At 60.7% G+C, this 14,045-nt stretch carries 8 protein-coding genes and 1 pseudogene; 8 read left to right on the forward strand and 1 reads right to left on the reverse strand.

The features are described 5' to 3' along the window. Positions 1-108 precede the first annotated feature (108 nt). From OU995_RS09745 to OU995_RS09780, 8 genes are all read left to right on the forward strand, one after another. On the forward strand, positions 109-1,992 hold the full coding sequence (locus OU995_RS09745; protein WP_267835319.1) for a polysaccharide biosynthesis protein: 1,884 nt from the start codon (positions 109-111) through the stop codon (positions 1,990-1,992). Positions 1,993-2,222: 230 nt separating this feature from the next. Then, positions 2,223-2,558: a hypothetical protein gene (locus OU995_RS09750; protein WP_267835320.1), complete on the forward strand. Its 336-nt coding sequence runs from the start codon at positions 2,223-2,225 to the stop codon at positions 2,556-2,558. A 123-nt stretch (positions 2,559-2,681) separates the two neighbouring features. Beyond that, positions 2,682-2,900, forward strand: a complete 219-nt coding sequence (locus tag OU995_RS09755; RefSeq protein ID WP_267835322.1) for a hypothetical protein — start codon at positions 2,682-2,684, stop codon at positions 2,898-2,900. A gap of 237 nt (positions 2,901-3,137) precedes the next feature. After that, positions 3,138-3,464 carry a hypothetical protein gene (locus OU995_RS09760; RefSeq protein WP_267835323.1) on the forward strand — a complete coding sequence of 109 codons (327 nt, stop codon included), beginning with the start codon at positions 3,138-3,140 and terminating at the stop codon, positions 3,462-3,464. 353 nt (positions 3,465-3,817) lie between these two features. Beyond that, positions 3,818-7,132 (forward strand): FG-GAP-like repeat-containing protein, encoded by a 3,315-nt coding sequence (locus OU995_RS09765; RefSeq protein WP_267835324.1) that lies wholly within the window; start codon positions 3,818-3,820, stop codon positions 7,130-7,132. A 112-nt stretch (positions 7,133-7,244) separates the two neighbouring features. After that, complete coding sequence (locus tag OU995_RS09770; RefSeq protein ID WP_267835325.1) at positions 7,245-11,318, forward strand: RHS repeat-associated core domain-containing protein; 4,074 nt, start codon at positions 7,245-7,247, stop codon at positions 11,316-11,318. Then, positions 11,319-11,570, forward strand: coding sequence for a hypothetical protein (locus tag OU995_RS09775; RefSeq protein WP_267835326.1), 252 nt, complete (start codon positions 11,319-11,321; stop codon positions 11,568-11,570). It abuts the gene before it with no gap. A 101-nt stretch (positions 11,571-11,671) separates the two neighbouring features. Further along, on the forward strand, positions 11,672-11,845 hold the full coding sequence (locus tag OU995_RS09780) for a hypothetical protein (RefSeq protein ID WP_267835327.1): 174 nt from the start codon (positions 11,672-11,674) through the stop codon (positions 11,843-11,845). 419 nt (positions 11,846-12,264) lie between these two features. On the opposite strand, the pseudogene tnpC reads toward OU995_RS09780, so the two are convergent. Continuing rightward, a pseudogene (gene tnpC / locus OU995_RS09785) lies at positions 12,265-13,611 on the reverse strand (IS66 family transposase); the annotation flags it as partial. Positions 13,612-14,045: the final 434 nt, after the last annotated feature.

The following is a 14,045-nucleotide window of genomic DNA, read 5'->3' on the forward strand; positions in this document are numbered from 1 at the left end:
GGCACGCGGACGAATTGCCTATGGGGCATGGGCGACGTTGGGGCCTTCCTCTGGCGCCGTGGCGCTGTGGCGCTGGTCAGTGGGGGCTCGTGAAAGAGAATGCAGACGATGAACTGGTTGTCCCTGGATGCGTTTCTGACGCGCATCCGTCCCTATCGCGAAACCCTGGCCCTGGGCCTGGACATGCTGGCCGTGGCCTTGGCCTGGCAGGCGACCTATCTGTTCCGTCTGGGTTTTGAGCGCTGGTTCAGCGCCCGCCCCGGTTACGACGGCTGGGTGATGCTGGGTGTGGTGGCCGTGTATGGGCTGCTGCTGTGGCTGCTGCAGGTACCCAAGGGCATGTGGCGGTTCTCCGGCTTTGGTGAGGTGAAGCGGCTGGCAGCGGTGTGTGTGACCGCCGGGCTGATCAGCGCGGTGGTGGTGCTGATGGCGCAGCTGACGGCCGTGCCGCGTGCCGTGCTGGCGCTGCATCCGGTTTTCACCTTGATGGCGCTGGCCATGATGCGCATGGGCTACCGGATGCTGTACGAGCACATGCGCAGCCGCATCAGCGGCAGTGCCTTGGAGCAGCGGCGCGCCTTGGTGATGGGGGCGGGTGACGCGGGCCGCTTGCTGGTGGCGGGCATTCAGCATCAGGCTGGCTGGGTGGTGGTGGGGTATCTGGATGACGCGCCTGAGAAGCGTGGTGCCCGCGTGGGGGGGGTGCCGGTGCTGGGCCTGCTGGAAGAAGCACCCCGGTTTGCCGAACTGCATGGCATCACCCACGTGATTGTGGCCATGCCGGCCGCCACCGCCGTGCAGCGTCGGCGCGCGCTGGCGCTGGCAGGCAAGACGGCGCTGCCAGTGCTGACGGTGCCCAGCAGTGAAGAGCTGTTGGCCGGGCGGTCCGTCAATCAGGTGCGGGACATCGAACCGGAAGATCTGCTGGGGCGTGAGCCGGTGCAGTTGGATGAAAGCGGTATCAGTGACTGCATCAGCGGCAAGACGGTGCTGATCACGGGGGCGGGCGGGTCGATCGGATCCGAGCTGTGCCGGCAGGTTGCGCGTTATGGCCCTTCCCGGCTGGTGCTGCTGGAGTTGAGCGAGTTCGCGCTGTATTCCATCGAGCAGGAGCTGAGCGAGAAGTTCCCGCACTTGCCGCTGGTCCGTTTGATCGGTGATGTGAAGGACCTGCCGCATCTGAAGCATGTGATGCTGAAGCAGCGTCCGCAGGTGGTGTTCCATGCCGCGGCCTACAAGCATGTGCCGCTGATGGAAGAAGAGAACGCCTGGGCGGCATTGCGCAACAACACACTGGGGACCTACCACGCGTGTGTGGCGGCGGCGGAAGCGGGCGCCGAGCGCTTTGTGCTGATCAGCACCGACAAGGCAGTGAACCCGACCAACGTGATGGGCGCGACCAAGCGGGCGGCAGAGCTGGTGATCAGCCACATGGCGGCGCAGGCGCACGGCACGAAGTTCATGGCGGTGCGCTTTGGCAATGTGCTGGGGTCCAGCGGCAGCGTGATCCCGAAGTTCAAGGAACAGATCGCGAAGGGCGGGCCGGTGACGGTGACCCACCCGGACATCATCCGCTACTTCATGACGATCCCGGAAGCGGCGCGGCTGGTGCTGCAGGCGGCGGCAATCGGGGAAGGCGGGCAGGTGATGGTGCTGGACATGGGCGACCCGGTGAAGATTGTGGATCTGGCGCGGGACATGATCCGGCTGGCTGGACGCAGCGAGCAGGAGATCGGGATCCAGTTCACCGGGTTGCGGCCGGGGGAAAAGCTCTACGAGGAGTTGATCGCGGATGCGGATACGACGCTGCCGACGAAGGTGTCGCGGGTGAGGATTGCGCGGCTGGGTGATCTGGCGGCGGATGGGGCGGTGGTGCAGTGGGTGCGGGAGGCGGCTGATAGTGAGGAATGGGGGCGGGAGAGGGTGGTGGCGGGGTTGAGGAGGTTTGTGCCGGAGTACAGCGGACCTGCGGTTGGCGGTGTGAAGCGCTGAAGCTTGCAGTTCTGCTGTTGTGGTGTGTTTGTTTGCGACGGAAAATACCGTGAGTTGATGACACAATCACGCGCGCTGTGCAGGCGCCAAATAATGGCCCGCACTTGCCGTGATGAAGAAAAGCTCGGAGAGAGCCGAGTTTGAGGGAGGAATGAATGAACGTATCGTCGGGAGCGGCTACGCCGCCGGTCTTTGCCCGTGGGAACGGGATTGTGTCAAAGGCACGAGCAGTGACCACTGCCGTCGCTGCCTTGGCCTTTGGGGTGTTTCCTCAGTTGAGCCAAGCCGAAGACCCGTATGACTGGTCGACCACCTCAGCTCACGTGGTCACGATGGAGCTGACCTATATGCCGGCAAGCTTGATGTTTGCCATCGACACCAATGTCGGGAGCTGTGGGGCAGGGACCATGCTGACCTGGAAAGGCAGCGGCGCAGACGAAACGGCACGACGAGCCAATATGAATGCCGTGCTAGCAGCGATGTTGGCCGCCAAGGTGTCAGGCACGCCGGTTCGTGTTTTCGGGAAGACCGCCGGGTGTGAGGTGAAGTTCGTTTACTTCGGGTAGTGGTGCGGCGGTGAGTGAGGGAGCTTAGGTGCCAGTGCCGTAGCGCTGCTTGCTGCCCTTTCATCGACTGCCCACCCATATACAGAGTGTGCGCCAGTCAAGCTGACCCAGGTGTGGAGTGATGTGCAAGGTGACTTCTACATTGCCGTCAACAATGGCAGCCTGAATGGTGTCATTCCCTCTACTGCTCATCCGGTGACAGCGAAGTCGGCGATTGCCTTCGAAATGAGCGCCTATACGGACAGCCGGAAGGTGATCATTCGAAATGCGCGGGACGGCATCAGTTGTGACGCACCGGCATGGAATGAAGAGATCAGCGGGATTGGCATGGCGGGTGACTGACCTGCTTGGCCCTTTCCGAGAACAGCTGAGAGCTTCGTCCGATATCAATCTGGAGATTGAAACAACGACCTCACTCATGGATCTGCGGTTTGATGGGGTGCTTGCTTACTCTGTCGCCTGCTGATCGATTGAATCGCCTCGTCTCGCTGGGAGGCATGTACTTTCTTGGCGTCTGTCAAGTCTGGAGACGCCAGAGAGAGGGCATTCCGCGTCAGCCACACACGACTTGAACAACCTATGAAGAAACTCATTGCCTTAGCGCTCGCTTGCGCATCTCTGCCCTTAAGCGCGGAGCCGACGAGCGAAGAAGTGAAGATCGTGACCGTCCGGCCCTACCTCAACGAAGGAGGTGGGCCGGCGGACATCTTTGTTCACACCGATCGCCCCGTGCTCTGCAACACCAACATCTTTGTCATACGCGGTTCATGGGGCGGGGCGAAGGAAGCGACAACGGCTGCGTATGCGGCGCTTCTGACAGGACGGAGCGTGAAGATTGAGATTCATGCGTCTGGATGCGCGAATCCTGGCTGGCAGACGCAAGTGCAATCGATCTATTTGCTGTAACGGACAGATCGATGCAGGCGATTAAAGCGTGCTGCGGATCTGGCTCAATCGCCCAAAGCGGCCGAGGGTGGGTGCTAAGCCGGAGTGAGTCGCCCAATAGAAATGGTTGGGCGAAAATCGCACGCCGCAGCAGTCGGACGATGTGAAAGTCTGCGTTCGCATTGGGATGTGTCGGCTGTCGGTCGAAATGATGCTGTGTGCTGCTGAGAGTAAATTTCCACTCTAGAATGCGCCAGCCTTGAGCAGGTCAAATGCTTGGGCACTGCTTGCGTTTCAAGACACAAAAATACCGAAGATACCGCCGCTCGTCCGAAAACAGAGCATTTTCGGAAGATGTGAACGGGAGGGTTCCAATGCTTCAGCAAATTGGCGCGCTTCGTTGCGCATGGTTCGTGCTTGCCTGCCTTGCAGGTGTGATGGGTAGCTCCTCTGCTTCGGCGCAGACCGGCGTTTCGAATTCCGGCACTGCAAGCCATACACAGCCCATCGTGGTTCCACCCGGAATCGGCGGCATGCAGCCCAACCTCTCGTTGCTCTACGCCGGCGGAGGACTGAACGGACCTGTTGGTCACGGTTGGTCTGTGCAAGGTGTGTCGATGATCACGCGTTGCATGGGAACGCGATCCACTGATGGGCAACCCAGGCCCGTATTGTTCGACAGCGGTGACAAGCTTTGTCTCGATGGTCAGCGGCTCATCCAGACCAATGCCAGTGGAAATCCGCTGCCAATGCCGCAGACGGATGATGCCAAAGGGCTCACATCCGGCACTTGGCGCGAATACCGTACAGAGCGGGACAACTACGCCCGTGTGCGCGCTTATGGGTCTACTTTGGATGACCCAGCCAATGGCCCGCAATACTTCAAGGTGTGGACCAAGGCGGGTCAGATTTACGAATACGGAACACCGCCAGGTTCCACCGACTCCAACACCAAGGCAACCGTCCAGGTGCAGGGGCGAAACACTGTCATGGTCTGGGCGGTGGCTCGCATCAGTGATGTCACCGGCAACTTCATCGACTTTAAGTATGAACAGCGCGATATGGCTTGGGGCAGCGGGCCTGTTGCAGGCTCCCCGACGCTGGGTCGTGAATGGAACGTCCTCGAAATCCAGTACACCGGCAACGGATCGACCCCGCCTACTAACAAGGTGGTGTTCCGCTATAGCGACCGTACTGATGACCGCGCCGAAGCCTACCAGCGAGGTGCAAAAAACCTCAGCATCCGCCGGCTAGATGCGATCGACACCTACGTGAACAGCCCTAATCCGTCAGAGCTCGGCCCGGCAGCCGGTGCCGTTGCTGTACGGCGGGTGCGATTGAATTACGAATTGTCTCCCACGACCCGACGCTCACGTGTCGTGACCATCAAGGAGTGCGCAGACGTCGCTGAAACGCGCTGCCAGCCACCGATGAGATTCAAGTACCACTCGGGTACTGGGGAGACATTTTCGGAGTCAATTTTTTCGCTTGATAATTTTGCCGCACTCCCTCTCATGAAGCGGGATGGGACGATGGGAACGATTGCGCTTGACCTCAATGGCGACGGGCGCACCGATCTGCTTCGCTGGTCCTTTAACGCTGCAGAAAATCGGGCCTATCTGAGCGAGCTCGGCTCGAATGGAACGTTCCGAGAGTCCACAAAGTTCAACCTTACCGGGGAACCATTGTTCTCGGAAGACGAATGCTATGCCTCCATGATGGGGGATTTCAATGGCGATGGCACCCCGGACATTTTTCGCTATGTGGCTCCCCGCAGCAAGAGTGGGGCGGCGTGCAGCACCGCACGCCCGACTACGCTCTTCCTTGGTAACGGAGACGGCAGTTTTACGGCCAAACCCATCAGCGGACTTCCTCAGCTGGAGCGCCGCATCCTTGGTGCTTCTTGCAATGGAGGGACGGTAGAGACCTGTGTCTGGTCCGAAGCTAGCAATTTCTTCTTGTTGGATGTGGACGGCGATGGTCGTCTGGATATTGTTTTGGCGAAGATGCCGGCGAAAGCGTACCGGGCGCCTGCGCCCGTGTGCCCTGCAGGTACTGCATGTACGCGTGTGTTCAAAGGCGACGGGCAGGGCGGCTTCACCGAGATTGCAACCAATGTTGCCTCTCAGATTCTCTACAGCTCGCCACCTGTTGGTTCAGCATTGGGGGAGCCTAGCCATGTCGCTGATGTTGATGGCGATGGCTTGCCAGACCTGACCGGGCTCGGCGAAGTGACCTATGGTTATCCCATCAGCGGCTGGCGCTCGCGTGGTGACGGGAACTTTGATCCGATCACAGTTCCTGCGCCTTGCAAGACTCCCATTGACTTCAACGGCGACGGACGAGCTGACTGCTTGGACACCGGGTTAAACAATACCGCTCCCATCATCCTGCGAGTGTCAGACGGTAGCTCGACGCTTCAGACGGCTGCTGCGTTCAATGTGAGTTCTGCTGACATCAAAGGCACTGGTGTTGGATTCCTGGTCATCGACGTCAATGGTGACGGGCGTGATGACATTCTGCGGTGGAAGGACGATCCAACACAAAACAGGTTGTATGTCAGCAATGGCGATGGGAGCTTCCGCGTTTCGTCCACATTCAACCTGAATGTCGCCGGGAGAAACTTGCGGTCCAGCGACGGTGTGAATGACTTGCTGTTTGGGAACTTTGACGGCAGCGGTGATCTCCAGATCATGCGGATCAAAGACAGCCCAAAGGTCGGACTGAATGCCGGAAACACCATCTATACCCTTTTAGGTTCACATGAGGATCTGCTGACCACCGTCATCGCGCCGTCAGGACAGCGTACCGAGCTCACTTACTATTCACCGGCAGTGGTTGCTGGTTGGCTCGCCGTGAATCCGTACACCTCCGATCGAGGCACTGCCCAAGCGGCTGTATGGCCGTTGGTGGATCTCATTCCTGGTTCCCCGCTGGTGGCAAGCATTGCCAGTGATGCGCAGCCGGGGCTCATGTTCCAGAATACAACCAACTATTACTACCAGGGCATGAAGTCGGCTTTGGATGGCCGTGGCAACTTGGGATTCCGGCGTATGGGCCAGTCGCAGATTGCCCCCAATGGCGAACGGATCACGGTTTGGACGGACTACCGGCTGGATGAGCCGTATTCCGGCGTCGCGTCACGTACGGAGACCTACGGCCCCAGCCAGCTTCTGAGTCGGACGGTCAATATCTATTGCGACACCACGTCCACAACGAATCCAGATGCGGCCACCGAGGCGGCGCCTTGCCTCAGCAGCTCGCCTGTGCGTCGCCCATACATCCGAACCAGTGTGGAATCGGGTTGGGACCTGGACGGAACGCCTCTGTCCACGGTCAAAACGATCAACAGCTACAACAGCTACGGTGACCCCACCCGAATTGAAGTTGTAACCACTGGCGATGTGGGCGGCATTGGGTCGCAGAGCACCACTACGGTGACGGAAAACACCTACTGCGATCCCGACACGTCGGGCTGCCCGAACCGGATCTCGGGTGACGCGTGGATTCTTGGCCGATTGACTCGAGCCAAAGTGACCAACACGGTGCCAAAGCTGGTGGAACTGCTGGGTGCAAGCCCGGGCCGTTCGCCCACAGCTACGGCCACCAGCGGCAGCTCCAGTAGTAGCAGTACGCCGATTGCGCCGGCGGTGTTGATGACCATCCTGCAGACACTGCTGGACGACTGATACACCCAATCGGCACACCAGCAGGTGTGCCGAGCACCACCGACTGCGGCAGAAGACTGCCAAGAAAATGACATGTGAGGGGTCCGGTGTGCCGGACGAGGGAGAGATGTTCATGCGTGCACTCCAGTTCGCAAGGTCTATGCGGCGAAGCGCGTGGCTGACTGCTGTTCTGAGCCTTCTTGCACTTGCCGGGAGCGGCGTGGTGAAGGCCGAGGCTTCCTATAGCTACAGTCGTACCAGCGCGTTTACCTACAAAGCCAATGGGCTTTTAGACAGCGAGACGGTCGAGCCTGATCAGCCCAACCTGTGTGTCACCACGACCTACGTGTATGGTGAGTTCGGCAACAAGACGTCGAGTACGACGTCCGCCTGTGCAGGCGCATCCGCACTGGCGCAGTTTTCGTCGAAAACAACTACGACGGACTATGCAGCCCAGACGGTGACGACCGGTGGGGTGACCGTGTCCGTGCCCCGCGGTGCATTTGCCACCACGGCGAGCAACCCTCTCAATCAGAGTGAACAACGGCGATATGACCCGCGATTTGGCGCCGTTACTCAGTTGACTGGCCCCAATGGGCTTGTGACTAACTGGACCCTTGATGAGTTCGGGCGGAAGGTGCTGGAGTCACGTGCGGATGGGACCAGCACAGCGACCTATTACTGCTGGGTCAAGGTGTACGACCCGGCTTCGGACGCAATGGTTGACGCGACGACGTCAAACAATTCGTCCAACAGTGCGGGTTGCCACAATGGGTCTGCGCCTGTCATCGCCGTGCCCCGGCCGGGAGAGATGCCTTCGACGGCTGTCCGTTATGAGCATGTGGTGGATATGCGCGCTGGGGCTGCCATCGGCGGCTTCTCTCGCGTCTATTTTGATCGCCTGGGTCGAAAGGTCCGTGCTGTGGTCGAGGGATTTGACGGCGACGCCCAGCCCAGCAATGCCCGTCTGGTCGTGCAGGACACAGATTACAACGACTATGGCGCTGCGATTGTTTCGACTCAGCCATACTTCCTGGAAACCGGCTCGTCTACAGCAACTGGAGCCACCTACGGCCTCACTCTGACCGAATACGACGCGCTGGGGCGTGCCACCACCATCTACACGTCCGACCCGACGTCCACTGGGCAGAAGGGCGGTAATGGCGGGGTTATTGATGTCCCGAACCGTGGCACTCGTCAGATGGCGAAGTCGACGGTGGCGTATCGCGGACTGGTCAACATCTCCACGGATGACCAGGGGAACACCCGTACCGAAGAAAAGAACCTGACGGGTCAGGTGGTACGTGTCACGGATGCACTGGGCGCACAAATCGTGCATGAGTACGATGCCTTCGGCAATCTGGTGACCACCAAGGATCCATTGGGCAATCGTGTGGTCGTGGACTATGACGTTCGCGGACGCAAGCTGTCCATCAACGATCCGGACGCTGGAGTTACGGCCTACTGCTATGACGCATTGGGTCAATTGCGTGCGCAGCAGACCTCGGCGATGCGAGGCGGCCACGCCTTGGCCGCTTGCCCAGACTTTGCGCCTACGTCCGTAGCACCGCAGATCGCGGGCTGGACCACGATGGCGTATGACGTGCTGGGACGGATGACCAGCCGTTCGGAAGCGGAATACAGCACATCTTGGACCTTCGACAGTTGCGCGATGGGCATTGGCAAGCTGTGCCAGAGTTCTACAAGCCATGGTGTCACGCGCCAGTTTGTGTATGACTCCCTGGGGCGTCCCGTGAATCAGCGCACGGACATTGCAGGCGACCTGAGCGCGGCGAATGCGACTGCGTTTGACGCCAATGGGCGTGTCCTGACGCAAACGTACCCGACGGGCGTCAAGATCAGGTACCAGTACACCTCCAAGGGCTTCTTGAGTGCCGTGCTGCTGGACACAGCAGTGACCATTGGTGATTCAGTGCTCAGCGCGGGCTCTCCGATCTGGAAGGCCGGAGTCGCGAATGCGTGGGGCAAGGCTGAAACGTCGAGCTACGGCAACGGCGTTGCCAACCGCGCGGCCTACGACCCGGAGACGGGTCGATTGGTGGGTCTCACCGCAGGTAAAGACGGTGGCAATGGCGTGGTCAACCAGCGCTATACCTGGGACAGTCTGGGATGGATGTCCCAGCGAGTTGATGCCATTGGTGACACCGGCACCATCGAGGTGTCTGACGGCTTCAGCTACGACGCCGTGGGGCGGCTGACCGCTTATGCCGTGTCGGGTGGGGGAGGTAGCCGCACCGTCACGTTGCAGTACAACGCCTTGGGCATGTTGTTGTCCAAGAGCGATGTGGGTGGCTATGTATATCCACAACAGGGCGTGGTGAATGGCAGGCCGCATGCGGTTCAGGGCATCCCGAGCCTGGGGGTGAGCTATGGCTACGACCTCAATGGCAATGCGACGCTGGCGACTTCCGGAAAATGGCGAGGGGTAACGTACACCAGCTTCAATATGGTGGACGTTATCACCGGCGCTGATGGCGGAACCAGCCGTTGGAAGTACGACGAGAGCCATCAACGCATCAAGGAAACGAAGGCCAGCCGCGTGACCTGGTACATGCACCCGGACAATGCCGGTGCACTGAGCTTCGAGCGGGAGGTGGCGTCCAACGGTACGCAAAGCAATCGGCATTACCTGAGCGCTGGCGGACAGGTTATTGCGGTCCTGGTGACCAATGGTCAATTGCCAACGCTGGTGGCGGGAACTACCGCGCCGCCGGACGGCCTTGGCTCAGTGAGGGCGTTGAAGCTCGAATACTGGCACAAAGACCACCTGGGCAGCCTGATCGCCACGACAGACCATGTGGGCAACGTGACGGCACGTTATGCCTACGATCCATTCGGCAAGCGTCGGTTCACCAACAGCAGCTATGACGCCAACGGCAGCCTGGTGGTGGATTGGACCACCGACGGTAGCCCTGGGACCGATCGCGGCTTTACGGGACATGAGCACCTGGATGACTTCGGGATCATCCACATGAATGGTCGGCTGTACGACCCGACCATCGCTCGCATGATGCAGCCGGACCCGTTTGTGCAGGAGATGCTGAATCTCCAAAACTACGACCGGTATGGCTACTGTTTCAACAGCCCGTTGATCTGCACCGATCCGACTGGATATTCGTTCCTGTCGAAGGCATGGAAGAGAATTTGGAAGAACCCGATCTTCCGGATGATTGCCGTGATCGTGATCAACTATTACTTGCCGGGTGCGGGTAACTTCCTTGAAGTGCAGATGGGGGTGACCAACGTCATCGCCAATGCCGCGATTTCAGGGTTTGTCAGTGGTGCGGTCATGTCGGGCAACCTGAAGGGCGGGCTGCAGGGTGCCTTCACAGCCGGTGTGTTTGCCGGGGTGGGGAACTTCCTGAGTGGCGTCAACACTTTTGGCGCTAACTTCGCGGACGTTAGAGCTGCTCACCTGATGGAGTTGGGGGTCACAGACACACTGACCAAGGTGGCATTGCACGGTGTGGCAGGCTGCATCACGAGCGCGGCAGGCGGCGGCAAGTGCGGTGACGGGGCACTTAGCGCTGCGTTCTCGGAGTTTGCAACAGCGAAGGGTTTGCAATTCGAGGGACGGATGGGTGTCGTGAGCGCCGCTATGATCGGTGGAACCGCCTCAGTGCTGGGCGGGGGGAAGTTCGCAAATGGAGCAGTTACTGCTGCGGCTGGATACGTCTTTAATTACTGCATGCATGCCACAACGAAATGTGCTCTTGAATGGGGCCTGAATGGAGCAAAGGTCGTTGGTGGTGCAGTTCAAACTGCTGCCGGCGTTAGCCTGTGTACTACCGGTATTCTTTGCTTGGCAGGAGCGCCAACTGCGCTTATTGGCGCGAGCCAAGTGATAGATGGAATCACGTACTTCCGATACGAGAACGTTGACGGATTTAATCCAGTTCAGTCATTCTCGCAGTGGGCATCGGTCGGTCTTGGTGGCACGGAAGCGATGGGGGCTTCTGCCTACCATTTTGCAGAGGTGCTGACTGGCTTCGCGGCGTTGACTGCGCCTGTAACCGCTACGACTGGGTGGACGTCTATGGGCACTAGAAATCCGATGACCAGAAGTTACGGAGATATTAGTTTTGGTTCCACGAGATTTGATGAGGCCGGGAAGGCTGCCTTGACGATAAGTATCGGTTCTGGGGCAGCTAAGACGTATAACGGTTTGCAACCTGAGCCTAGGTAAATGCGAAACGTGACCTTGCCCCCTCTGAAGAGCGTGTATATTGCTGTGGGCTCTTTGGTATTGGCATCGGCACTGTTTTTTGCGTTTGCTGATGGCACTGGATTTTCGATAGGGCATATTGCGTTGCTTTTGCTCGGACTAGGCATGCTTTGTTCGGGTATTGTTGTTGATGAACGCAGGCTTGCCCAGGCATCTTTCTGGTTTATCGTTTTGAATATGGTGTGCGCTGGGGCGTGGATTTTGTATCATTGAATCGGGAATGGTTACTACACGGCGTAGCTCGAGCGCTCCGGACCATGCAACCCCATCTACAACCCTGTCCCTCGTGGTACCTCTTCGACGCTGACGACGCGATGCCTGTGCGCCTGCTCACCGACGCGGGCCACGCTGCCCATGCGCTGAGCGCCACGCCACACGCGCGGCTGGCGGCCCTGGCCGAGGCCATCCACGCCACGGCCTGCCACCTCACCGAGGCCGAGCTGCGCCACGCCGAGCAGTACCTCGCGCTGCAGCGCTGGCGCCGCTGAAACGCAAGGGCTGCTGAAGCCGCCGCCGCAGGACGGCGGGCAGGCCTGGCAGGCGCCGGGCCTGACGCGAAGGCGCACCCGCCCCCAGGCGGGTCGCTGAAGCGCCGGGGGAGCCGGAGCCATCGAGGCGTGGTCCAAGCGCCGGTGCGCCCCCAGGCGCACGATGGTTCCTGGACTGCAGCCGAAGGCGTGAGGTCCGCCGCTGCCGAGCGCAGCGCAGGAAGCGGCGCTGCATTGATGACGGGTGACGATGGGCGTCCAGCCCAGCGAGTGTGCGTGCGGCCCCAGCCGCCTTCAGAGCGCACGTTCGACCGTATGCGTCCGCCGAACACACCTTGACGGCTGCTGTCCGGAATATGGCGCGCATTCCCAGCCCCTGACACCGGGGGTGGGCATCAGCGTCCAGCGGCGAAGAGGCTTCAGCTCGTTGACCAGCGGTGCGGCAGCAGCTCGTCGATCCGGCTTGCCGGGTGCGTCGGCAAGCGATCCAGCACGTCCTTGAAATAGGCATACGGGTCGTGCCCGTTGATGCGGGCCGAGTGCAGCAGGCTCATGATGGCCGCCGCGCGCTTGCCCGCTCGCAGGCTGCCGGCGAAGAGCCAATTCGATCTGCCGATCGCGATCGGGCGGATCTGGTTCTCGACCCAATTGTTGGAGATCGGCACGTCGCCGTCGCCCACGAAGTGCGTGAGTTCCTTCCAGCGCTTCAGGCTGTAGTCGATGGCCTTGATGGTCGCGGAGCCGGGCGGCACCAGCTGCCGCTGTGCGAGCAACCATCGGTGGAACACGGCGAGGATCCGTCGTGACTTGCGCTGCCGGATCCTCTGCCGCTCCTCGCTGGTGAGGCTCTCGGCCTGGCGCTCGATGCGGAACAGGGCTTGGTAGAAGCGCAGCGCTTGCTCGCCGACCTTGCTGCCATGGTTGGCCCACAGCTCATGGAACTTGCGCCGGCTGTGCGCCATGCACTGTGCCGACGTCACGCCCTTGTCGACGCAGGCCGAGTAGCCGCTGAACCCATCGGTGACCAGCGTGCCCTTCCAGGCGTTGGGCGTCTCAAGCTGCAGAAAGTCGCGCACGTTCTCGCCGCTGCGGGTCTCGCTGAACTCGAACACCACCGCCTTGACGGGGTTAGTGCTCGGCGTGCAGTACGACCAGATGTAGGCCTTGTGAGTCTTGCCGTTGCCCGGCTTGAGCATGGCCACCGGCGTCTCGTCAGCATGCAGCACCAGGTGGCGCCGCAGTTCGTCGGCCAGGGCCTGCACCAGCGGCTGCAGCTGCGCGCCACAGGCGCCCACCCACTCCGCCAGCGTCGAGCGGGCGATCACGTGGCCGGCCCGCGCGAACACAGCTTCCTGCCGGTACAGGGGCAAGTGGTCCATGAACTTGGCCACCAGCACGTGGGCCAGCAGGCCGGTGGTCGGGATGCCCTTGTCGATCACGTGGGCCGGCACCGGTGCCTGCACGATGCGCTCGCAGCACTTGCAGACCCACTTGCCACGCGCGTGGCGCTCGACGGTGAACACGCCGGGCTGGTAGTCCTGCTTCTCGGCCACGTCCTCGCCGATGCGCTGCATGGCCTGGCCGCAACCACAGGCCGTATCCGCCGGCTCGTGCGGCACGTCGCGACGCGGCAGGTGGGCGGGAAGCTGGGCGCGCTTGGGGCTTTGCTTCTCGTCGTTCTTGTCGCTCTTCTTGCGGTGGCGCCGCAGCTCGACGTCGAGCTCATGGATGTCGGTGTGCAGCGTCTCTTCCAGCAGGCCACTGCGCAGCCTTGGGCCGGCCCATGAGCCTGGCTGCGGCGATGTCGCGGTCGGAGTCGCCCTGACGCATGCGCAGCAGCGCCTGTCGATAGTGATGCATCTCGAATCTCCGGCGCGCCATCCCTGCTCCCGCGGACAAAAAAGGCCAAGGGTAGAGATGGCCTCGCTCAGTTCGCGACGCCCGTCACCGCGCCTGCTGGCTCCTAGATGCCGATCCGGCACTGGCTCCATTACGCCGATCACGCACTGGCTCCAATATGGCGATCCGCGCCTGGCTCCTACATGCCGATCACGGATTGGCTCCTATATGGCGGTCGGTGACAATACCTCTTTAATGCCCTGCAGCATCCGGCAGCGACTCACAATGAGGTCGTGGATTGGACGGCCGGAATAATGGAGGAAATGATGCCGACTGATCTGGTGGCAACACACCGGCAGAT

It is taken from the genome of Roseateles sp. SL47 (assembly GCF_026625885.1).
Classification (GTDB): Bacteria; Pseudomonadota; Gammaproteobacteria; order Burkholderiales; family Burkholderiaceae_C; genus Roseateles.

What these genes read in the sequence shown, in the direction of transcription:
- OU995_RS09745 (WP_267835319.1), top strand. Translation starts at nt 109, where the DNA reads ATGAACTGGTTGTCCCTGGATGCGTTTCTGACGCGCATCCGTCCCTAT.
- OU995_RS09760 (WP_267835323.1), top strand. Translation starts at nt 3,138, where the DNA reads ATGAAGAAACTCATTGCCTTAGCGCTCGCTTGCGCATCTCTGCCCTTA.
- OU995_RS09765 (WP_267835324.1), top strand. Translation starts at nt 3,818, where the DNA reads ATGCTTCAGCAAATTGGCGCGCTTCGTTGCGCATGGTTCGTGCTTGCC.
- OU995_RS09770 (WP_267835325.1), top strand. Translation starts at nt 7,245, where the DNA reads ATGCGTGCACTCCAGTTCGCAAGGTCTATGCGGCGAAGCGCGTGGCTG.
- OU995_RS09775 (WP_267835326.1), top strand. Translation starts at nt 11,319, where the DNA reads ATGCGAAACGTGACCTTGCCCCCTCTGAAGAGCGTGTATATTGCTGTG.
- OU995_RS09780 (WP_267835327.1), top strand. Translation starts at nt 11,672, where the DNA reads ATGCCTGTGCGCCTGCTCACCGACGCGGGCCACGCTGCCCATGCGCTG.